Origin of the sequence: Bradyrhizobium sp. CCBAU 25338 (genome assembly GCF_028128965.1) — a bacterium.
GTDB classification, from domain to species: Bacteria; Pseudomonadota; Alphaproteobacteria; order Rhizobiales; family Xanthobacteraceae; genus Bradyrhizobium; species Bradyrhizobium liaoningense.
Genome location: NZ_LFKY01000043.1, coordinates 360,906 through 381,849, shown reverse-complemented (window position 1 = coordinate 381,849; position 20,944 = coordinate 360,906). Strand labels below are relative to the sequence as shown.

Genomic DNA, 20,944 nt, shown 5'->3' with positions numbered 1-20,944 from the left:
GACTGTGCCGCCGGGAACCTGATTCAGCAAGGGTCAGAGCCTTCCCGGGCTCTGATGCGGTTAGGAACCAGTTCCGCATAGCGCAGTTAGCATCCGCGAAAAGGGCTTGAGGGGCCGCGAAGGGCGGCAGCAATTTCGGAGCTGGCCATGACGATCCTGAAATGGGCGTTGATCTTCCTGCTTGTCTCGATCGTGGCCGGCGTGCTCGGCTTCACCGACATTTCGGCCGCCTCCGCCGATATCGCCCGCTTCCTGTTCTACGTCTTTGTCGTGATCTTCCTCGTCCTGCTGATACTGGGACTCACGATCTTCAGGGCGTAGCCGGGCTTGCGTCAGCACCCGCAGTCGTCGCGCCCGGGGCTTGACCCGGGCATCCACGTCTTCGGTATCGCGACTATCAAACAAACGTGGCTGGCCGGGACAAGCCCGGCCATGTCGGCACGAGCCGGCGTGGAAACTACCCCACTTCTTCGATCTTCACCTTGTCCGGATAGAAGGCGAGATGCCCGGCAATCTCGGTCATGGCGGGGAAGGGCGTCTCATAGGTCCAGATTGCGTTGTCCAGCGTCTTGCCGTCGGCCTTGACGCTGAAATAGCTCGCGTCCCCCTTGTACGGGCAGTGGGTGACACGGTCGGTGCGCTCCAGCAGGGCCATCTTGGTGTCCTCTCGTGGCACATATTGCACCGCCGGATATTTGGCCTCCTTCAGGGTCAGCGCCTTGCTGGTCTCGGCGATGACGATGTCGCCGGCAGTCACCCGGACGCGCCGGGGATTTGGGGTGATGGTGATGGGGTGGTCGGGCCCTGGAAGCTTCATGATTTCACGCCTTTTCGATCAATCTGCCGCGCGCGGCACTTTGTCGTGCCTTTATCCTGATGGGATCACGGATATAGTGCCGGAAGGCGTGACGGAGAAGGCCGTTCACGCTAAGTTTGAGCTTGCCGGCGAGGGGACCCCGGCAGCGATTCGAACGCTTGGACCAGAAACGCTTGGACCAGAAAACGCTTGGACCAGAAGGAGCGAGACCCGAATGCCCATGGACGCCCACGATATCGAGGCGATGATCAAGGCAGCGATCCCCGATGCCGAGGTGACCATCCGTGACCTCGCCGGCGACGGCGACCACTATGCCGCGACCGTGATCTCGGAATCCTTCCGCGGCAAGTCGCGCGTCCAGCAGCACCAGATCGTCTACCAGTCCCTGCAGGGCCAGATGGGGGGCGTCCTGCACGCGCTGGCGCTGCAAACCGGTGTGCCCGGCACCTGACCTGATCGTGCCACGGGGGCGATGATGGCTGCGGACAATCCTCGCGGCGCGATGTTTCGCGTTATCGTACCGAGCCAGCACAGCCGCGTCACCTTTGTCGAGCTGTTCTTCGACCTCGTCTTCGTCTTTGCCGTCACGCAAATCTCGCACTCGCTGCTGCATCATTTCACGCCGCTCGGCGCGGTGCACGTCGCGGTGCTGTTTCTCGCGGTGTGGTGGGTGTGGGTCTACACCGCCTGGGTCACCAACTGGCTCAATCCCGAACTGACGCCGGTCCGCCTCCTGCTCTTTTCGATGATGCTGGGCGGCCTCGTGCTGTCGACGACGATCCCGACCGCGTTCGAGGGGCGCGGCCTGTGGTTCGCGATTGCCTACGCGAGCATGCAGGTCGGACGTACCGCATTCTGGCTGTTCGCAACGCCGCGGCATCGAACGGCCGTACGGCACAACGCGATCCGCATCCTGACGTGGTTGTCGATCTCCGCGGTCCTGTGGATCGCAGGCGGTCTGTCCGAGGGAGATACGCGGCTATGGCTGTGGATCGCGGCGGTGACATGGGAATACATCTCGCCGGCGGCACGCTTCTGGATTCCGAAGCTCGGGTTTTCCTCGCTCGAGGCGTGGGCCGTCGAAGGCGGCCACATGGCCGAGCGCTGCGCGCTGTTCGTCATCATCGCGCTGGGCGAAGCCGTCGTCGTCAACGGCGCCACCTTCGCCGAGCTCGAGTGGACCGCGAACAATATCCTGGCCTTCGTCTCGGCGCTGGTCGGCGCCATCGCAATGTGGTGGATCTATTTTCACAAGGGCGCGGAGGCCGGAGCCGAGCGCATCTCGAAGTCCGCCGAATCCGGCCGCCTGGCCCGGCTCGCCTACACCTATCTGCACACGCCGATCGTCGCCGGCATCATCCTGACCGCGGTCTCGGACGAGCTGGTGCTGAAGCACCCGACCGGCCATTCCGACACCCGCACCATCGTGAGCACGGTCGGCGGCCCACTGGTGTTCCTGGTCGGCACCATTCTTTTCAAGTACGCGATCCGCGGCTTCCTCCAGCTCTCGCACGGGATCGGCATCATCCTGCTGCTGGTGCTGTGGTGGTTCGCAGCCGACCTCTCGCCGCTCTGGCTGTCGATCGCCACCACGATGATCATGATCGTCGTGGCGGTGTGGGAGTCGGTGTCGCTGGGATCCGAGGCGGAAGAAGCGGCGGAGCATTGAGCCCCGGCGCTACTCCGCCACCTCGAGCGCGTGCACCGAGAACATGTTCGCCGCGTCCGTCCAGCTCTCGCGAACGCGCCAGCCCGCGCCCTGCGCCAGCGCGGCGAAGCGCTCGATGCTGTATTTGTAGCTGTTCTCGGTGTGGATGCTCTCGCCCGGGCGGAACGAGAAGCTGGTGCCGAGCAGGCGCACGGTCTGTGTCTTCTTGCTGATCAGGTGCATCTCGATCCGGTGCCGCTCGCGATTGTAGATCGCGCGATGGGTGAAGGCGGAGAGATCGAAATTGCCGCCGAGCTCGCGATTGATGCGTACCAGCACATTCAGGTTGAAGCGCGCGGTGACGCCGGCGGCGTCGTTGTAGGCGTCAAAGAGGATCCGCTCGTCCTTCTCGAGATCGGCGCCGATGATCATCTGCGCGCCCTTGCCGAGAATCCTGCGGGCGCTCCTCAGGAAGGCCTGGGCCTCTTGCGGCTCGAAATTGCCGATGGTCGAACCGGGGAAGAAGCCGACCTTCGGCATGGATGCAACCTGCTTGGGCAGCTCGAACGGCGTGGTGAAGTCGGCGGCGACCGGATAGATGCCGAGCGTCGGGAAATCCCGCTTCAGCCCGTTCGCTTGCGCCTTCAGGAAGTCGCCAGAGATATCGACGGGGACATAGGCCGCGAACCTGCAATGATTAAGCAGCAGGCGGACCTTCGTGGTCGCGCCGGCGCCGAACTCGACGAGCGCCGCGTGCTCCGGAATGATGTCTGCGATCTCGCCGCCGCGCTCTCTCAGGATCGCAAGCTCTGTGCGCGTCGGATAATATTCCGGCAGGCGCGTGATCGCCTCGAACAGCTCCGATCCCGTCGCGTCATAGAAGTATTTCGGCGACAGCTTCTTCGGCTGCTGCGAGAGGTCCTCGATGGCCTCGCGGGCAAAGGCGGTGGTCTGCTCGTCGGGAAGATGGGCTTCGGCCAAAGCGCTGGCGTGCACATTCATGATACTCTCCTGAACGCGCTGTCCGGCGCGCATTGATCGTCGGATGAACCTGAAGCGCGATGAGACCGCGCTTCAGGTTGTCGTTTGAGCATGATCTTCTCGGGAAACCGCTGCAACCTCTCCGGATCATGCTCTAGTCGTAATCGGCGAGCCGCAGTCCGGTGAACTGCCAGCGATGGTGCGGATAGAAGAAGTTGCGATAGGTGATACGGCTGTGGCCTTGCGGAGTTGCAAGCGAAGAGCCGCGCAGCACCAGCTGGTTGACCATGAACTTGCCGTTGTACTCGCCGAGCGCGCCTTCGACGGCGCGGTAACCGGGGTAGGGTGAATAGGAGCTGCGGGTCCATTGCCAGACGAGGCCGAAGGCGTCGTTGAGCTGGCCGGCGCGGGCCGCAACCTCCCATTCCATCTCGGTCGGCAGGTGTTTTCCGGACCAGCGCGCGAAGGCGTCGGCCTCATAGTAGCTGATGTGGCAGACAGGCGCGTCCGGATCGACCGGCTTGAGGCCGGCCAGCGTCATCACATGCCACTGGCCATCGACCTCGCGCCAATGGCCAGGCGCCTGCCAGTCCTCTCTGCTTGCCGCGGCAAAACCGTCCATCAGCCACAGCGTTGCGCTCCGATAGCCGCCGTCGTGCATGAAGGCGAGCCACTCGCCGTTGGTGACGAGGTTGCGTGCGATTCTGACGGGGCCAACGAGGGCGCGGTGCGCCGGCTTCTCGTTGTCGAAATGGAAGCTGTCGTCGACATGGCCGACGGTGTGGATGCCCTCGTTCAGCGCCAGCCAATCCTCGCCGCCGCGGGTGGAAGCCGGAAAGCGCCAGTCCGGATCGTAGGCCGGCGAGACCGGATTCTGTGCGAAGGCATGCAGGATGTCGGTGAACATCAATTCCTGATGCTGCTGCTCGTGGTTGAGCCCGACCTCGACCAGGGGCGCGATCTCGCGAAGCTTGTCCGCACCGGCCCCACGGAAGAATTCGACGACGGCCGCATCGACATGCCGGCGATAGGCGCCGACCTGGTCGGCGCTCGGCCGGGTGATGTCGCCGCGATGATTGCGGGCATGTCGCGGGCCGGCGCTGACGTAATAGGAATTGAACAGGAACGCGAAATCGGGGTGGAAGGGCCGGTAGCCCGCAACGTGCCCGCCGAGCAGGAATTGCTCCCAGAACCAGGTGGTATGGGCCCGGTGCCATTTGGTCGGGCTGGCATCGGGCATGGACTGGATCTGCTGGTCCTCTGGTGACAGCGGCGCGGCCCGCCGTTCGGTCTCATTGCGGACGGTGAGAAACGCCGCTTCCAGCCGCTCGGCGAGGTCGTCCGGACGGGAAGACGGTGACGAAAGCTGGGGGGCGGCCGTAGCTGAGGCTTGTTTCGTCACGTTTTTCTCCAGACAGGACAAGAGAACGTTGTTCGCGCGACCCGGTTCCATAACGAGGGTTCGTCCTAGATAGGGGCTCCGTTACGGTATGAAAGTCCTCTCCGGCGATGATATTGATGTCATCAGCCTATGGACCTGTTGGGCTCTGCACGGCCGCAAGGGGCCTGTCGCCGCCATTTTACTTTGGATGCACAACGGTTTGCGCTACATATATGGATAGGTATCGGGTTAAATCGGTCGAGCCGGCCCGAAATGATGGTGAGGGCTCGGCCCAGAAGGACATGGATATGAGCATCGAGGAATTCATCGCCAACGAAGTGAAGTCGAACGACGTGGTCCTGTTCATGAAGGGCACGCCGCAATTTCCGCAGTGCGGATTCTCCGGCCAGGTCGTCCAGATCCTCGATCATCTCGGCGTCGGCTATAAGGGCCTCAACGTCCTCGAATCCGCCGAACTGCGCAACGGCATCAAGACCTTCTCCAACTGGCCGACCATTCCGCAGCTCTACGTGAAGGGCGAGTTCGTCGGCGGCTGCGACATCATCCGCGAGATGTTCCAGGCCGGCGAGTTGCAGCAGCTCTTCTCCGAAAAGGGCGTCGTCGTCGCGGCCTAAGGGCGTGACCGTGCTCTCGCGCCGGATTGGCGACGCGGAGCTCGACGTCGTCGTTGCCGACATCACGACACTGAGCGTTGATGCCATCGTCAACGCCGCCAACACGTCGCTCCTTGGCGGGGGCGGCGTGGACGGTGCGATCCATCGGGCGGCCGGGCCCGAGCTCGTCGCCGAATGTCGCATGCTCCACGGCTGCAGGACGGGTGACGCGAAGATCACCAGGGGTTATCGGCTCAGGGCCGCACATGTGATCCACACCGTCGGTCCGGTGTGGAATGGCGGCACGCTCGGCGAGGACGATCTGCTCGCCTCCTGTTATCGCCGATCGATGGAGCTGTGCGGCAAGCACAAGCTGACCTCGGTGGCATTCCCCGCGATTTCGACCGGCATTTTCCGCTTTCCTGCCGACCGGGCGGCCGATATCGCGGTGCGCACGACGATCGAAGCGCTCGCTGCTGCGCCGTCCGTTGCTCGCGTGGTGTTCTGTTGCTTCGCCGAGCCTGGCGCCGAACTCCATGCCGAGGCGCTTGCGCGATATGGCGGCCCCGGCAAGATCGCCGGTGCCATTTCGTGATCGACCCGAGGCGGGACAAGTTCCTCGTCCTCCTGAAGCAGATCCCGACCGAGCGCCAGCGCGTGCAGCGAACATTGAAGCAGTTGATTTAGGAAGCCATGGAGAAATGACATGCGTGGGCGCCGCGCGTTCATCGCGGGGCTCGTTCTTCTCGTCGGGGTCGTCGGTGCGAAGGCCGGCTCCGAGGGACGCACTGCCCGCACGCTCTCCACGGAAGGGCTGGCGAAGGTTTCCGACTACATCCGGAACGAGGTCGCTGCCGGCAAGATTCCCGGCGCCATCCTGCTGCTCCAGCAACACGGCAAGCCCGTCTACTACGAGAATTTCGGCGTTCGCGATGTCGGCACCCAGATATCGATGAGCGCGGATACGATCTTCCGCCTCTATTCGATGTCGAAGCCGATCACATCAGTCGTGGCGATGATGCTGGTCGAGGAAGGCAGGCTTTCGCTCGACGATCCCGTGTCCAAATACATTCCGGTCTTTGCCGGCATGAAGGTGGGCATTGAGAGGAAAGCAGCGGACGGCAGGGTTTCGCTGATGCTGGAGCCGCAGGAACGTCCGATCACGATCAAGGACCTCTTGCGCCACACAGCGGGGCTGCCTTACGGCTTTCGTGGCGGTGGACTGGTGCGTGAGGTCCATGCTGCGGCGGACCTCTTCAACAGCGATCTTTCCAATGCCGAGTTCGTTGCGAAGCTCGCCACGCTGCCGCTCGCCGAGCAGCCTGGCACGGTGTGGACCTACGGTTTTGCCACCGACGTGCTCGGCCGCGTCGTCGAGGTGGTCTCGGGCAAGACGCTGCTCCAGTTCGAGAAGGAGCGGCTGCTCGATCCGCTCGGCATGACCGACACTGCATTCTACGTTGCCGATCCCGCCAGGTTTGCACGTATCGCCGAGCCGATGCCGGAGGACCGCAGCATCAGCCCGACCACCGAGGTCCGCGACATCAGGCGGTCCGCGAGATGGGAATCGGGCGGCGCCGGCATGGTCGGCACGATCGGCGACTACGCCCGTTTCGCGCAGATGCTGCTGAATGGCGGCACTTATGAGGGCCGTCGCTATCTGAAGCCCGAGACCATTGCGCTGATGGCTTCGGACCACATCGGACCCGAGACGAAGATCGTACGCGACCGGATGTACTATCCGGGGGAAAGCTCAGGCTTCGGCCTCGGCTTCGCGGTGCGCACCTCGGTGCCGCCGGGCACCTCATGGCCGCTCGGCGAATATCGCTGGGACGGCGTTGCCGGCACGTTCTTCTTCATCGATCCCGAAGACGATCTGTTCGGGATCTTCATGGCGCAGACGCCGTCGCAGCGCGGCCGGATTCAACTCGAGCTGAAGACGCTGATCTATCAGGCGATGGGGCGGTGATCAGGCGCGGCGCACGATCTCGCGCACGTATCCGATCGTTTCCTCGATCTGGCTCGCATTGACGTCGAGATGGGTGCAGGCGCGGATGCGGCCGTCCATCATCGCGAGCGTCACGCCGCGCTGACGGAGCGCGGTGACCATCTTGTCGCCGGGAATGCCGGCGCCATCGGGCCTGAAGAACACCAGATTGGTCTCGGGCTCCTGCACCTCGATGCCTGAGATCTGCGACAGCCCGCGAGCGAGCGCCCGCGCATTGGCGTGGTCGTCGGCCAGGCGCTCGACGTGATGGTCGAGCGCGTAGATGCAGGCCGCCGCGCAGATCCCGGCCTGCCGCATCGAGCCGCCGAGGCGCTGCTTCCATTGCCAGACCGCGTCGATGAAGCCGCGCGAGCCCGCGAGCACGCCGCCGATCGGCGCACCGAGGCCCTTGGAGAAGTCGATCCAGGCCGAATCCCAGCCCGCGGTCATGTCGCGAGGGGAGATGCCGCTTGCCACGGTGGCGTTGAGCAGGCGTGCGCCGTCCATGTGGGTGACGAGGCCGTGTTGCCTGGCGATCGCGACGATCTCGTCGAGCGCGGTCTTCTTCCAGATCGTGCCGCCGCCGATATTGGCGGTCTGCTCGACGCTGACGACGGTCTGTGGTGGCTGGTACCGCGTGCGCGGGTGCAGCGCCTTGCGAAGAGTTTCCGGCGTGAACTGGCCGCCCTCGCCCTTGAGCTGCGTGACCTGGAAACCGCCGATCGCCGCATGCGCGCCGCCCTCGCGCGCGATGATGTGCGCGGTCTCATGGGCGAGGATCTCGTCGCCGGGACGGCAATGCACCAGCGTCGCGGTGACGTTGCACATCGTGCCCGAGGGCATGTAGACCGCAGCTTCCTTGCCGAGCAGATCGGCCACGCGCTCGCACAGCGCGTTCACGGTCGGATCGTCGCCGACCTGCTCGTCGCCGACCTCCGCCCGCGCCATCGCCTCGCGCATCGCGGCCGTCGGCCTGGTCTGCGTGTCCGACAGCAGATTGATGCGGACAGGTGGCGCCTTGGGATCGATCGGGGGAGGGGTGTAGAGCATGGCTGGTCTCGTCTAGTCGAACAGTTGCGGCCTGATGTCTTGTGCGCCGTGGAGAATGGCGCGGATTTCGACGTGGGTCGGATTGCACCGTGTAGAAAATCAGATGTGATTGAAAGCGGAAACGTCGATAGCCAACGGCGAGTTCTTCCACTTATTGGCCAATGAGAGGGAAATCGGCGAGAAGCCCGAAGGAGCGGATCAGACCTGCATAGTAAGTCTCGGCCTGATATTTGCCGAACCGGCTCTCGGTGAAGTCGTAGATGTCGATCAGATCGGCTCGGGTACGCTCCGATAACCGGTACTCAGCCATGGCGGCGTTGAGCAACGCGTTGGCGTGCGGCAGCCAGGATGTCGTCCGGCGTGTCCGAGGTGAACTCGTTGCAATCGGGCTGCGCGAACAGCGCTTGATATCGGCGGACCTGTTCGTCGCGGGACAGCTTGGCCCACGCCTCAAGCTCCGCCTCGCTAGGCGTGGCCGATGGGGTGATTTTGGCGAGCTGGTCGGTCGTCCGGGACATCGACGGCACGTTACCACAACAAAAAGGCCCCGGATACCGGGGCCTTTGAATGTCGATCTGCCGAATGATCAGCGCGAATAGAATTCGACCACCAGATGCGGCTCCATCTGCACCGGGAACGGCACGTCGGAGAGGTTGGGGATGCGGATGTACTTCGCCGTCATCTTGCCGTGGTCCACTTCGAGATAGTCGGGCGTGTCGCGCTCGGGCAGCTGGCTGGCTTCGAGCACGTGGGCGAGCTGCTTGGAGGCTTCCTTGACCTCGACAACATCGCCGACCTTGAGCTGATAGCTCGAGATGTTGACCTTGCGGCCATTCACCTTGACGTGGCCGTGGTTGATGAACTGGCGGGCAGCGAAGATCGTGGAGACGAACTTGGCGCGGTACACGACCGCGTCGAGACGACGCTCGAGCAGGCCGATCAGGTTCTCGCCGGTGTCACCCTTGAGGCGGCTGGCCTCCACATAGATGCCGTGGAACTGGCGCTCGCTGATGTTGGCGTAATAGCCCTTCAGCTTCTGCTTGGCGCGCAGCTGCACGCCGAAGTCGGAGAGCTTGCCCTTGCGGCGCTGGCCGTGCTGGCCGGGGCCATATTCGCGGCGGTTCACGGGGCTCTTCGGGCGGCCCCAGATGTTCTGGCCCATACGGCGATCGATCTTGTACTTCGCCTCACTGCGCTTAGTCATCGCGTCCTCTTCGGTTGCATGGTTTGAGGAAACGCGCCCTCCTGTGTGACGGGCCTGGCCCGGCACCGACAGGTCCGATCCCCAAAGCTTAAGGGATTTGACCACGGGTCGCGAAACGCTTCGCGGGCCGAAATCGGCCCGCGAGCAGGCGGCTTTTAGGGGAGTTTGGGGCTGGCTGTCAATTCATTAGCCGTCATTCCGGAGCGCCCGCAGATCGAGCCCGGAATCTCAAGCTGCGCGTTCAGGTCCCGACCGCCCGGATCGGCTTGGGGCCGGCCGCCCGCAATTCGGCAGCGATTTCAGTGTTCAGGACCTGCTCCAGCCGGGTCAGGACCCGGGCGATCGGGGCGGCGTCGGTGACCCGGTGGTCCCAGCGGATCACGACATGGATGGTCTGGTCGGGCTCGACGACCCCATAGCTGACGATATAGGGGCCCGGCGTGATGGGGTGGAGCTCGCCGCCGCCATAGGCGGCCACCGAACTCACCCCGAAGCTGCCGAACCAATTGCCCCGCTGGCGGCCGAAATTCAGACCGATGGCCCACGACAGCCGCCGGAGCGGTAGCGGCAGGCGGGTCGCCCGCATGATTTTGCGGAACATGGGGACGTCAGCGATCGGTGCTGTCTTGCCGCGTCGGATCTCGGCATCGATTGCGGCCAGCGACAGGGCCTCTGGGGCTGCGATTCGCTGCGGCATTACGCATTCCTCGCCGGCCTCGACCCGAGCAATCGCCACCAGCGCCACGCTCTTCGGCAGCTCATACAGGGCTGGCCAAGGCCATTTGGTGTAGACGGTGCGCAGGATCGGTTCGTCTCGGGCAACCAGGGCAAAGGCTTTGACGAATGTCGCAGCCCAGCCGGCGGGCGCGGTTGCGCCTGTGCGGGCCTCCAGCAGGGGGCGGATATTGAGCGAACGGGAGAGCGAAACGAAGGGCACGCCCATCGAAGCGTGCATGAGGTCGCAGATCAGGCGGCGCGGTAGCGATATGGTTCTGGGCGTCCCGCGCATCGCTCTATGGTTCCTGCGGATAAGATTAAAATATGTGCAACGAGCGGATCGTCCGCTCGCCGCGTGCTCTTAGCATGAACCAACCGGCTTGCGACCGATCGGTTCGTCGTTTCAGGGCTCCGGCGAAGCCAGCGGTTTGGCCAACGACGTAAATATCTAATATTTTCAATTATTTGTCGCCGCAGGCATGGCCTTTTGAGGCAAGGCAAAGCAGAGGACAGCGCGAGCAAGGTCTTCTTGAGCATGTTCCCTCTGAACTGCGGACCCTGGCAGCGCCGCGGTTCCCGGCAAGTCTGGCCACACGCGTGGCGGCGATTCAGCGCTTGATGCCCTCGAAAGCCGCCATGATGCCGCGCTGGAACAGCGACCAGTCGAAGCCGAGCGCGATCGCGCGGTAGCCGCGGTCGATCAGCCGGTTCGCCTGGTCGGCGGTGCGCGCCACGCCCCCGATCGGCACGCCGCTTCTGAGGATGCCGGCTTCGGCGCGCGCGATCAGTTCGAGCAACTCTGGATCGTCCATCTGGCCGCGCTTGTTGATGGAGGTGGCGAGATCGCCGGGGCCGATCACGGCGACGTCGATGCCCGGCGTCGCCATGATCTCATCAATGCGATTGACCGCGTCGACATGCTCGATGGTGATCATGCAGATCATCTCGTCATCGGCGCTCGCCATGTAGTCCGGCATCGACTGGCCCCAGCGGAACGGGGCGTGGAACGGACCCCAGAGCCGGTCCCCGCGCGGCGGGTAGCGCACGCTACGCACCGCCTTCTCGGCTTCGGCGGGCGTGGTGATCATCGGAAAGTTGATGCCGAAGGCGCCGATGTCCATCGGGGCCTTCGCGAGCCACGGCTCGTTTGCGGCGATCCGCACCAAGGGGGTGCAGGGCGTGCCGGTCGTGGCGGCGATCATCGCATGCGCTTCGGTCAAGCCGATCGGCCCGTGCTCGAGATCGACGATGATCCAGTCGAGCGAGCGCGCCATGATCTGGACGGTCTGCACGCTCGGGATCGTCGCAATGGCGCCGAAGGCGGGGCGGCCCTCGCGCCACAATTGGCGGAGGCGGTTGAGCGGCGTGGTCGGGATCGACATGGAGAAGCCTGCGGGCAGGTGACGATGGCGAAGCCTAGCAGCGCCCGGTTTTGGCGCAAAGTCAGGCCAGCGCGCGCCCGCCGAAGAACGGCGTCAGCGTGGCCGACAGGCCGTGCGCGCGGTTCGAGGTGAAGATCATCTCGGCGCCCGACTGCGCGAGTGCGCCGATCCGCGGGCCAAGCAGATCGGAGACGCGGCGGGCGATCGCCGGGGCCGGATCGATCCAGTCGACCGGCCAGGGTGCGAGCCGCCTCAGCCGATCGAGCAGCAGCGGATAATGCGTGCAGGCGAGCACCACCGTGTCGGTGCGCGATGTCGCGTCGGCGGGATCGCCGACGAAGCACGGGGCGAGTTCGGCGGCGAGGGCCTCGTCGCTGACCGGCGCCCCGCGGAGCTCAGCTTCGGCCAGCGACGCAAGCTCGGGCGAGCCGACCAGCGTCACCTCGCAGCCTTGCGCGAAATCGCGGATCAGCGCCTTCGTGTATTCCCGCTTCACCGTTCCCTTGGTGCCGAGCACCGAGACGCGGCGGGTCCTCGACTGCGCGCAGGCCGGCTTGATCGCCGGCACCGTGCCGACGAAGGGCAGGGAATACGCGGCGCGCAAGTGAGACAGGACCAGGGTGGAGGCCGTGTTGCAGGCAATGACGACGAGGTCGGGATCATGCGTGCCGATCAACTCGCCCATCAGCGGCACCACGCGCGCGATGATCTCAGCCTCGTCATGGTGCCCATAGGGGAAGAAGGCGTCGTCGGCGACATAGACGTAATGCGCACCCGGGCGCGCGGCCACGACCTCACGGAGCACCGTGAGCCCGCCAAGGCCGGAATCAAACACCAGGATGGTCTCAGAATTGGTCACGCCGATACCCTAGCCCGTCATGGTTACCATTCGGTTTTTAGGGCGATTTTGCGGCGGGGCCCCGCAAAGTCCCGGACGGAGGGCCGACGTCGCGTGTCCCGCGCGGCGGTCATGCGATCCTGTTCGTCGTCGCCGCACGCTCCGCCGCCAGCTGCTTCTGCAGGCGATCGATGTTTTGCAAGAGGCGCTGGCTGGTCAGCACCAGGAAATAGTAGCCGAACTGCGGGTCCTGGAAGTAGATCTCGAGCAGCCGGTCATAGGTGATCGTCAGCACCTGGCCGTCTTCGATGCATTCGACCGTCCCCGTGCGCCGGTTGTCCGGCGTGAGGAAGCCGAGCTCGCCCATCAGCGCTCCCGGCCCGATCTCGACGTTGATCTCCTTGACCAGGAACTTGCCGGTGACCGTGAGGAACATCTCCTTCGCGGGATCGCGCAGCTTGAACAGCGTGTCGCCGCGCCGATATTTGCGCTCGGTCATGAACGGCTTGAGCCATTCGATCGACATGTCGCCTTCGGCCGCATGGCGCGCCTTCTTGACCAGCTTGAGCATCTGCCGCAGGCGCAGGGCGTTGATCGGAAGCAGCAGGAGATACAGGAGGAACGTCGCAACGTTGGCGGAGAGCGCGCCGAAGACGGCGAAGAACCCGCAGCCGATCATGTTGGCGACACGTAGCGGCACCATCGTCCGCATCAAGAGCGTCGCGACGAAGAATCCGGCGCCGACCGCGGCGAACAGATTGGCCAGCGTGATGTTCTGGACAAAGATCTCCAGCAGCCGATTGAAGATCGCGTCGTAGGTGACGTTGTTCGGGTCGAGGCCCATCTGGACCAGGATCTTGGCGATCCTGAGGTTGTCGGTTGCCGCATCGAGAATGCGGTCGAGGATCGACGAAATGTCTGCGCTGCCGGACGGCATGATCTGGTCCTCGCGTAAGGCCTTCAATCCTGGTCGGCACCCGTATAGCCGAAATCGAATGACGACCGCTTGAATGACGCTTCCGGCCGTCATGCTGCAAGAGGCAAATTTTAGCGTGATCGGGCGTTTCGGCAATTGCCCGTTGGTTGCGCGCCTGGCCGCGGCGCGACCGTGATTCGGGGTGTCGTGCGGGCTGCGGCGTCGCGGACCGGCCGGGATGCCGATGCGGCCCGGGCGTGGCGCGCCTGTCGCCTAAGGCTTGGTGGCGGGCTGCACGACCTGCTGCTCGACGAGGCCGAGGCGCCCTGGCAGCGAGCCGGCGCGCAGCAGCATCGCGACGCTGTTGGCCTCTTCCAGGGTGAAGTTGCCGGCGATCTGGCCCGAGCCGCCGGTGATGGGCTCGCGGATCACGGGAGCGGAGATCACCTTGTCGTCGAGCACGATGGCAAAGGGCTTCCCGACGTTCTCTGCGGTGATGTGGGCGAAGCGCCGCGTGCCGCGGCCGTTGAAGCGGAACGAGGCGATCGGCTCCTTCGTGCCGCTCGTAAATCCCGGGCCGGCATAGCTGATGTCGTCGCCCTCGAGGGCGCTGTCCCTGGCGACGAGATAGGGAAGCCTGTCCTTGAAGCCGAGCAGGACTTCGGTGCCTGCCGGAGGCGCGCCGGATTGCGCCTGCTCCGCGGACATCGAGAGATCGATCAGGCGGAATCCGACCTTGACCTTCCTGGCGAAGATCGCGGTGACATGCTCGGGCTCCATCACGCCGGGCAGGAAGATGCGGATGCGGTCCGTCCCATCGACTTGAACGCTGGCAAGCTTGACGCCGGCGTCCTTGAGGCGCTGCTCGATCATGGCGATGGAATCTTCGACGAGGTCGCGCAGCCGCTCGGCGAATGCGGCATCGGTCGGTGCAAGCCTGATCAGACCATCTCCGCCATCAGTCACGGTGAGCGCATGCGCCGGCAGTCCCTCGGCCGACGACGCGAGTTTGCGCGTGAGGTGTTCGCGACCCTTCGCGTCCGCGATCTTCACGTCGACGCCGCCGTCGCGGATCACAAGGCCGGAGAAAGCGATCCGGCCCTCGCGCAGGGTCTTGTAGACATCGTCGCGCAGATCCGTGACGGCCGCGGCCCGCAAGCCGTCAGTGTCTACCTTGTAGACGATGCGGGACCCGCCCAGCTTCTCCATCTTGTCGGCGACGAAGGCTGCGATTTTGGCCCGCATCTTGTCGAACTGGGTGTCCGCGCCGAGAGTGGCAGAGGGCAGAGCGATTGCGAATACCGTCGCGAACGCGGCGATCAGCCGCGTGATGCGATTCCGCAGGGGCGTCGTCATGATGACCTCAAGTCTTGCGGCAGGACGCTGGCGCGCGAATTCAGTGCCAGTTTCTTGGTCCCCGGACCAGCCGCAGAGGTTCAAGTGCCGCAGCCGGTAGGCAATGGACGAACGTTCAATCATCCATCATTCTGTCCGCGCTCGGCCGGCCATCGGCCGGGGCCTCGCCGAACCAAGATGTCAGAAGATACGGGGGCGGGGACATGCATCTGAGGGAGGACGGAATTTCATGGCGGGCATCCACGCGCTCGATCGGTTCATCGGCAACGACTATCCGGATCTTTTGACGGACGAGGAGGTCCGGGCGTTCGAGCAGGTCCCTTACGCCGACCGCGTCGCGGCCGAGAGCACCTATGACGCGATCAGGCTAGGTGCGGCGCGCAATCCCGACGGGGCGGCGATCCAGTTCCTGCAAAATGCTGATCCTGCTGACACACCGCTGGTCGTCACCTATCGCGGTCTCATCGCGCGCGTGACGCAGGCCGCCAACATGTTTCACGCGCTCGGCGCCGAGAAGGGCGACGTCATCAGCTTCATGTTGCCGCTGGTGCCCGATGCCTTCGTCACGCTGTTCGGTGCGGAGGCCGCCGGCATTGCCAATCCCGTCAACCCGCTGCTCGAGCCACACCAGATCGCCGAGATCCTGGAGGCCGCGAACACCAAGATCCTGGTGGCGCTCGGACCGATGCCGGGCACCGACATCTGGCAGAAGGTCGAGCAGATCCGCCCGCAGCTCAAGCATCTGAAGGCCGTCGTGCAGGTGTTCGGCGGCGGCGATCCGGCGAACGGGGTTTTTGCCTTCAGCGACCTGATCAAGCAGCAGCCGGCGGACCGGCTCGTCAGCGGCCGCCAGATTCCCGGCAGCGACATCGCCGCTTATTTCCATACCGGCGGCACGACCGGCACGCCGAAGCTGGTGCGGCACACCCATGCCAACCAAGTCTATCAGGCCTGGGCACTCAATCTGTTGTTGAAGGGGAAGCCCGGCGCCAATCTGCTGTTCGGCATGCCGCTGTTTCATGTCGGTGGATCGCTGACACAGGTGCTGACGACGCTGTCGAGCGGGGGCTCGCTGGTCGTGCTGTCGCCGAGCGGCTGGCGCAATCCGAATGCGGTGAAGAACATCTGGCAGCTGGTCGAGCGCTTCAAGCCCGAAGCGCTGTCGAGCGTGCCGACGGTGCTTGCCGCCACCCTCGCGGTGCCGCCCGGCAACGCGGATATATCGAGCCTGAAATATGCGGCAGGTGGCGGCTCGGCGATTCCGGTCGCGGTCGGCTCGGCGATTCAGGAGAAGCTGAAGCTGCCGGTGGTCGAGGTCTACGGCATGACCGAGACCTCGAGCGTGCACACGCTGGCCTATCCGTCGCGGCCGATCCGGCTCGGCTCGGTCGGCCTTCCCATGCCTTATGCGCGCGTGCGCATCGTGCAGCTCGATGCCGAGGGACGCCTGATCCGCGACTGCGCGACCGACGAGATCGGCGTCGTCATCATGGCCGGGCCCGGCGTGTTCGGCGGCTATCTCAATGACGAGCACAACAAGGGTGCTTTCGTCGACGAGGTCTGGGTCAACTCCGGCGATCTCGGCCGGCTCGATGCCGACGGCTATCTCTGGATCACCGGCCGCGCCAAGGATCTCGTGATCCGTGGCGGCCACAACATCGATCCGGCGCCGATCGAGGAGATCATGTTCCGCCACCCCGCGGTGGGCTTCGCCGCGGTGGTCGGCCAGCCCGATGCCTATGCCGGCGAGCTGCCGGTGGGCTACGTTCAGCTGAAGCCGGGCGCCAAGGTCGAGCCGGGCGAGCTGGAAGCGTGGGTGCGGGAGCGCACCCCGGAGCGCGCGGCCGTCCCGGTGCAGGTCATTCCGATCGATCCGATGCCGGTGACCGGTGTCGGAAAGGTGTTCAAGCCGCAGCTGCGCTGGGACGCGGCGCAACGCGTGTTCACCAAGGTGCTGGCGCCGCTGGTCGAGCGCGGCATCGATTGCAAGGTGAAGGTCGGCGCCCATGGCAGCCACGGCTCGATCGCAACCGTGACGCTGACGGGATTGCCGCCGGACCAGCGCGAGATGATCGCTGGCGAAGTGCACACGCTGCTCGCGCCGTTCGTGATGCGGCACGAAGTGGTGCAGGTGTAGACGCTTGCGTTGAATCGTAGCCCGGATGAGCGAAGCGATATCCGGGACTATGGGACTACCCGGTGTGGCTTTCCCGGGTGTCGCATCGCTCACCCGGGCTACAAGCGCAGCGATTGCGGTCTTAGCCCGCCGGCATCCGCGTTTCGACGAGGCGCGCCCAGAACGACGCGCCATGACCGAGGATGTTGTCGTTGAAGATGTAACCCGGGTGGTGGCACTCGTTGCCGTCGCCCATGCCGACAAGCACCATTGCGCCGGGTCGTGCTTCCAGCATGAACGAGAAATCCTCGGCACCCATCATCGGGACGAACTTGTCGTTGACGCGATCGGCGCCGACGATGTCGCGAGCGACCTCGGCGGCAAGGCCGGCCTCGCGGGCATGGTTCATCGTCACCGGATACATCCGCGAGTACTTCGTCTCGGCCGAGCCGCCATAGGCGCGGGCGATGCTGTCGGCGACTTCGCCGATGCGGCGTTCGACGAGATCGCGCACCTCGGGGTCGAGCGTGCGCACGGTGCCGCCGAGCTCGGCGACCTCCGGGATGATGTTGAAGGCGGTGCCGGAATGGAATTGCGTGATCGAGATGACCGCCGACTTCAGCGGGTCGACGTTGCGCGCGACGATGGATTGCAGCGCGCCCACGATCTGCGAGCCGATCAGCACGCTGTCGACGGATTTGTGCGGGCCTGCGCCGGCATGTCCGCCCTTGCCGCGGACGGTGATCTGGATGTTGTCGGAGGACGCGAGCATCGCGCCGGGCGTGGTTGCGAAATGACCCTCGGGCAGGCCCGGCATGTTGTGCATGCCGTAGACCTCCTGGATGTTCCAGCGCGTCATCAGCCCGTCCTCGACCATCGCCTTGCCGCCGCCGCCGCCTTCCTCGGCGGGTTGGAAGATCATGATCGCGGTCCCGTCGAAATTGCGCGTCTCGGCGAGATATTTGGCGGCGCCCAGCAGCATGGCGGTGTGGCCGTCATGCCCGCATGCGTGCATCTTGCCGGGGACCTTGGAGGCATAAGGCACGCCCGACGTCTCCATGATCGGCAGCGCGTCCATGTCGGCGCGCAGGCCGATGGCCTTGCCGGAGGCCGACTTGCGGCCGCGGATCACGCCGACCACGCCGGTGCGGCCGACGCCCGTCACCACCTCGTCGCAGCCGAACTCGCGAAGCTTGTCCGCGACGATGCCGGCGGTGCGGTGGACTTCGTAGAGCAACTCGGGGTTCTCGTGGAAGTCATGGCGCCAGGCGGCCATTTCGTCGGAGAGGGCGGCAACGCGGTTGACGATGGGCATGGGGTGGGATCCGTTTTTGATTGATTGTAGCCCGGATGAGCGAAGCGCCATCCGGGATCTTTCGGAGAAATTTCCCGGGTATCGCTGCGCTCACCCGGGCTATGAAAGCGACGCTCAGCTCTCGCCGAACACGCGCTTGAAGATCGTGTCGACGTGCTTGAGGTGATAGCCGAGGTCGAACTGTTCCTCGATCTCGGCGTCGGTGAGATACTTCTTCACCTCGGTGTCCTTCTTCAGGAGCTGGAGGAAGTCGCCTTCGCCGCGCCAGACCGGCATGGCGTTGCGCTGCACGAGCTTGTAGGCGTCCTCGCGGCTCGCGCCCTTCTGCGTCAGCGCCAGCAGCACGCGCTGCGAATGCACGAGGCCGCCGAGGCGGTCGAGGTTCTTCTGCATGTTGGCGGGGTAGACCAGCAGCTTGTCGATCAGCCCGGCGAGGCGCACCAGCGCGAAGTCGAGCGTCACGGTGGCGTCGGGGCCCATCATCCGCTCGGCCGAGGAGTGCGAGATGTCGCGCTCGTGCCAGAGCACGACGTTCTCCAGGGCCGGCGTCACATAGGCCCGCACCATGCGCGAGAGGCCGGTGAGGTTCTCCGACAGCACCGGGTTGCGCTTGTGCGGCATCGCGGACGAGCCCTTCTGCCCCTCCGAGAAGAACTCTTCGGCCTCCAGCACCTCGGTGCGCTGCATGTGGCGGATCTCCACGGCGATCCGCTCGATCGAGGATGCGATCACGCCAAGCGTCGAGAAATACATGGCATGACGGTCGCGCGGGATCACCTGCGTCGAGATCGGCTCCGGCACGAGCCCCATGGCTTTCGCGACATGCTCTTCGACGCGCGGATCGATCTGCGCGAAAGTGCCGACCGCGCCGGAGATGGCGCAGGTCGCGACCTCCTTGCGCGCCGCGATCAGGCGCTCCTTGGCGCGCGTGAATTCGGCATAGGCATAGGCGAGCTTGAGGCCGAAGGTGACAGGCTCGGCGTGGATACCGTGGCTGCGGCCGATGGTCGGCGTCATCTTGTGCTCGAACGCGCGCTTCTTGAGCGCGGCCAGCACCTTGTCGAGGTCGGCAAGCAGCAAGTCGGCGGCGCGGGTGAGCTGGACGTTGAGGCAGGTGTCGAGCACGTCGGAGGAGGTCATGCCCTGGTGCACGAAGCGCGCCTCGGGGCCGACGATCTCGGCGAGGTGGGTGAGGAAGGCGATGACGTCGTGCTTGGTCTCGCGCTCGATCTCGTCGATGCGGGCGACGTCGAACGTGGCGTTCTTGGCCTTGGCCCAGACCGTTTTGGCGGCCTCCTTGGGGATGGTTCCGAGCTCGGCGAGCGCGTCCGCGGCATGCGCCTCGATCTCGAACCAGATCTTGAACCGGGTCTGCGGCTCCCAGATCGAGGCCATTTCCGGGCGGGTGTAGCGGGGGATCATCTGACGGCTCCAACAAGGTAGGCGGGCGGCCCAAGGGGGCTGTGCCGGCCAAAATGTTTTTTACGCCGTGATTTAGCAGAGCGGGGAGGCCTAAACAAACGGCCGGCGCAAGGTAGCGGGGGATGATTGGGCCGAGCAGGCAGCCAGCACCAAGGTTCAGCTGGCAGCGGGGTCTCCGGGAGGGGGGCCTCCCCCGGCCGCAGAAATCAGCGGTCAATCACGGATCATTGACTGACAGATATTGAAATCTGTCAGCGAGACGTGTATATCCGTTTCCGGACGCTCCAATTGGGCGTCCCGCGATAACCCCCGGGGAGCCCGACATCCGAAACAAGCTCGGATCGGAGGGCGGATCAAAGAACGGGGACCGCGGACGAATGGAGACTTACGACAATGACGACCGAAATCCTCAACTTCACCGGCGTGATTGGGCAATGGCTCAATTTGCTGGTGGCGCGCCAGATCGCGGCGCAGGCTGCAAAACTGCCTCATTAAGGCATAGGCTTTCCGAACGACCGGCAAGGGCGCTTCGGAAGCAGCCCTACTGCCGGGTAACTGAGCCCCAAACGGGAACATGGTGCTGGCATGAATGAAGCCGTTGTCTTGACGCCGGAGCGGATCCTCGAAGTCACCGAGGACGTGCTCAGGCGCTACGGACTTGCCAAGGCCACCGTGGTCGACGTTGCCCGTGCGCTTGATGTGAGCCACGGCAGCGTCTATCGCCATTTCCCCAGCAAGGCCTCGCTGCGCGAGGCCGTTGCCAAACGCTGGCTGGACCGCATCGACGCGCCGTTGCTGGCGGTCGCCAATGAGCAGGGGCCGGCGCCCGACAGGCTCGACCGCTGGCTGCGCACGCTGTTCGCAGCCAAGCGTTCGCGTGTGCTCGACGATCCCGAGATGTTCGAGACCTACCTGACGCTGGCACGCGAGGCCTGCGCGGCCGTCAAATGTCACAAGGACACCATGATCGACCAGATCGCCGCGATCCTGACCGATGGCGTGAAGCAGGGCGAATTCGCCGTGGGCGACGTCAAGGCAACCGCGCGCGCGATCTTCGATGCGACCGTCCGCTTCCACCATCCGGCCCATGCCGACGAGTGGAAGGACGCTGATCTCTCCGCGCGCGTCGATGCGATGCTGGCTCTGCTGCTGCGCGGGCTGCGGACGGCCTAAGGCGCGATGCGATCGGGATGAATCGTC

General features: G+C 64.7%; 22 protein-coding genes. 8 read left to right on the top strand and 14 right to left on the bottom strand.

Annotated features, from left to right (window positions below):
- Positions 1-147 precede the first annotated feature (147 nt).
- Positions 148-321, top strand: coding sequence for a DUF1328 domain-containing protein (locus ACM42_RS35475; protein WP_061883064.1), 174 nt, complete (start codon positions 148-150; stop codon positions 319-321).
- 136 nt (positions 322-457) lie between these two features.
- Here the strand turns inward: ACM42_RS35475 and ACM42_RS35470 are convergent, their stop codons facing one another.
- The gene (locus ACM42_RS35470) at positions 458-817 is read right to left on the bottom strand and encodes a DUF427 domain-containing protein (protein WP_271532977.1); all 360 of its coding nucleotides are present in this window, start codon (positions 815-817) and stop codon (positions 458-460) included.
- Positions 818-1,031: 214 nt separating this feature from the next.
- Between ACM42_RS35470 and ACM42_RS35465 the strand changes: the two genes are divergently transcribed.
- Entirely contained in the window at positions 1,032-1,268 is a 237-nt protein-coding gene (locus ACM42_RS35465) for a BolA/IbaG family iron-sulfur metabolism protein (RefSeq protein WP_008139419.1), read from the top strand.
- Positions 1,269-1,292: 24 nt separating this feature from the next.
- Entirely contained in the window at positions 1,293-2,486 is a 1,194-nt protein-coding gene (locus tag ACM42_RS35460) for a low temperature requirement protein A (protein ID WP_271532975.1), read from the top strand.
- Positions 2,487-2,495: 9 nt separating this feature from the next.
- Here ACM42_RS35460 and egtD read toward each other — a convergent pair whose 3' ends face one another.
- A complete protein-coding gene (egtD, locus tag ACM42_RS35455; protein ID WP_271532973.1) occupies positions 2,496-3,467 on the bottom strand; it encodes an L-histidine N(alpha)-methyltransferase in 972 nt (323 codons plus the stop codon).
- Positions 3,468-3,600: 133 nt separating this feature from the next.
- Positions 3,601-4,899, bottom strand: a complete 1,299-nt coding sequence (egtB, locus tag ACM42_RS35450) for an ergothioneine biosynthesis protein EgtB (protein ID WP_271532972.1) — start codon at positions 4,897-4,899, stop codon at positions 3,601-3,603.
- Between the two features lie 236 nt (positions 4,900-5,135).
- On the opposite strand from egtB, the gene grxD reads away from it, so the two are divergent.
- The 3 genes from grxD (at position 5,136) to ACM42_RS35435 (ending at position 7,410) form a co-directional block, all read left to right on the top strand.
- Entirely contained in the window at positions 5,136-5,462 is a 327-nt protein-coding gene (gene grxD, locus ACM42_RS35445) for a Grx4 family monothiol glutaredoxin (protein WP_271532970.1), read from the top strand.
- Positions 5,463-5,466: 4 nt separating this feature from the next.
- A complete protein-coding gene (locus tag ACM42_RS35440) occupies positions 5,467-6,036 on the top strand; it encodes an O-acetyl-ADP-ribose deacetylase (protein ID WP_271532968.1) in 570 nt (189 codons plus the stop codon).
- A 111-nt stretch (positions 6,037-6,147) separates the two neighbouring features.
- A complete protein-coding gene (locus ACM42_RS35435) occupies positions 6,148-7,410 on the top strand; it encodes a serine hydrolase domain-containing protein (protein WP_271532966.1) in 1,263 nt (420 codons plus the stop codon).
- Here the strand turns inward: ACM42_RS35435 and ACM42_RS35430 are convergent, their stop codons facing one another.
- The 9 genes from ACM42_RS35430 to ACM42_RS35390 all read right to left on the bottom strand — a co-directional run bounded on the left by ACM42_RS35430 (position 7,411) and on the right by ACM42_RS35390 (position 14,891).
- The gene (locus ACM42_RS35430; protein ID WP_271532964.1) at positions 7,411-8,478 is read right to left on the bottom strand and encodes a threonine aldolase family protein; all 1,068 of its coding nucleotides are present in this window, start codon (positions 8,476-8,478) and stop codon (positions 7,411-7,413) included.
- 151 nt (positions 8,479-8,629) lie between these two features.
- Positions 8,630-8,788 carry a type II toxin-antitoxin system RelE/ParE family toxin gene (locus ACM42_RS35425; protein ID WP_271532963.1) on the bottom strand — a complete coding sequence of 53 codons (159 nt, stop codon included), beginning with the start codon at positions 8,786-8,788 and terminating at the stop codon, positions 8,630-8,632.
- On the bottom strand, positions 8,781-8,996 hold the full coding sequence (locus tag ACM42_RS35420; protein ID WP_271532961.1) for a hypothetical protein: 216 nt from the start codon (positions 8,994-8,996) through the stop codon (positions 8,781-8,783). The genes ACM42_RS35425 and ACM42_RS35420 overlap by 8 nt, the downstream gene beginning before the upstream one ends.
- Before the next feature lie 68 nt (positions 8,997-9,064).
- Positions 9,065-9,682, bottom strand: coding sequence for a 30S ribosomal protein S4 (gene rpsD / locus ACM42_RS35415; RefSeq protein WP_028181912.1), 618 nt, complete (start codon positions 9,680-9,682; stop codon positions 9,065-9,067).
- Positions 9,683-9,923: 241 nt separating this feature from the next.
- Entirely contained in the window at positions 9,924-10,691 is a 768-nt protein-coding gene (locus ACM42_RS35410; RefSeq protein ID WP_271532959.1) for an acyltransferase, read from the bottom strand.
- A gap of 316 nt (positions 10,692-11,007) precedes the next feature.
- On the bottom strand, positions 11,008-11,781 hold the full coding sequence (locus ACM42_RS35405; protein WP_271532957.1) for an HpcH/HpaI aldolase family protein: 774 nt from the start codon (positions 11,779-11,781) through the stop codon (positions 11,008-11,010).
- Between the two features lie 61 nt (positions 11,782-11,842).
- Positions 11,843-12,640 (bottom strand): glutamate racemase, encoded by a 798-nt coding sequence (gene murI, locus ACM42_RS35400; RefSeq protein ID WP_239624961.1) that lies wholly within the window; start codon positions 12,638-12,640, stop codon positions 11,843-11,845.
- 109 nt (positions 12,641-12,749) lie between these two features.
- Positions 12,750-13,556 carry a Crp/Fnr family transcriptional regulator gene (locus ACM42_RS35395; protein WP_028181837.1) on the bottom strand — a complete coding sequence of 269 codons (807 nt, stop codon included), beginning with the start codon at positions 13,554-13,556 and terminating at the stop codon, positions 12,750-12,752.
- Between the two features lie 252 nt (positions 13,557-13,808).
- Positions 13,809-14,891 (bottom strand): SecDF P1 head subdomain-containing protein, encoded by a 1,083-nt coding sequence (locus ACM42_RS35390; protein WP_271532953.1) that lies wholly within the window; start codon positions 14,889-14,891, stop codon positions 13,809-13,811.
- A gap of 229 nt (positions 14,892-15,120) precedes the next feature.
- Here ACM42_RS35390 and ACM42_RS35385 point away from each other — a divergent pair, with 229 nt between their 5' ends.
- Positions 15,121-17,028, top strand: coding sequence for an acyl-CoA synthetase (locus ACM42_RS35385; RefSeq protein WP_271532951.1), 1,908 nt, complete (start codon positions 15,121-15,123; stop codon positions 17,026-17,028).
- 121 nt (positions 17,029-17,149) lie between these two features.
- On the opposite strand, the gene ACM42_RS35380 is transcribed toward ACM42_RS35385, so the two are convergent.
- Both ACM42_RS35380 and purB read right to left on the bottom strand, forming a co-directional pair.
- Positions 17,150-18,322 carry a M20 aminoacylase family protein gene (locus ACM42_RS35380; RefSeq protein WP_271532949.1) on the bottom strand — a complete coding sequence of 391 codons (1,173 nt, stop codon included), beginning with the start codon at positions 18,320-18,322 and terminating at the stop codon, positions 17,150-17,152.
- 114 nt (positions 18,323-18,436) lie between these two features.
- Entirely contained in the window at positions 18,437-19,744 is a 1,308-nt protein-coding gene (gene purB, locus ACM42_RS35375; protein WP_271532947.1) for an adenylosuccinate lyase, read from the bottom strand.
- Between the two features lie 585 nt (positions 19,745-20,329).
- On the opposite strand from purB, the gene ACM42_RS35370 reads away from it, so the two are divergent.
- The gene (locus tag ACM42_RS35370) at positions 20,330-20,917 is read left to right on the top strand and encodes a TetR family transcriptional regulator (RefSeq protein WP_271532945.1); all 588 of its coding nucleotides are present in this window, start codon (positions 20,330-20,332) and stop codon (positions 20,915-20,917) included.
- The last annotated feature ends 27 nt before the right edge of the window (positions 20,918-20,944 follow it).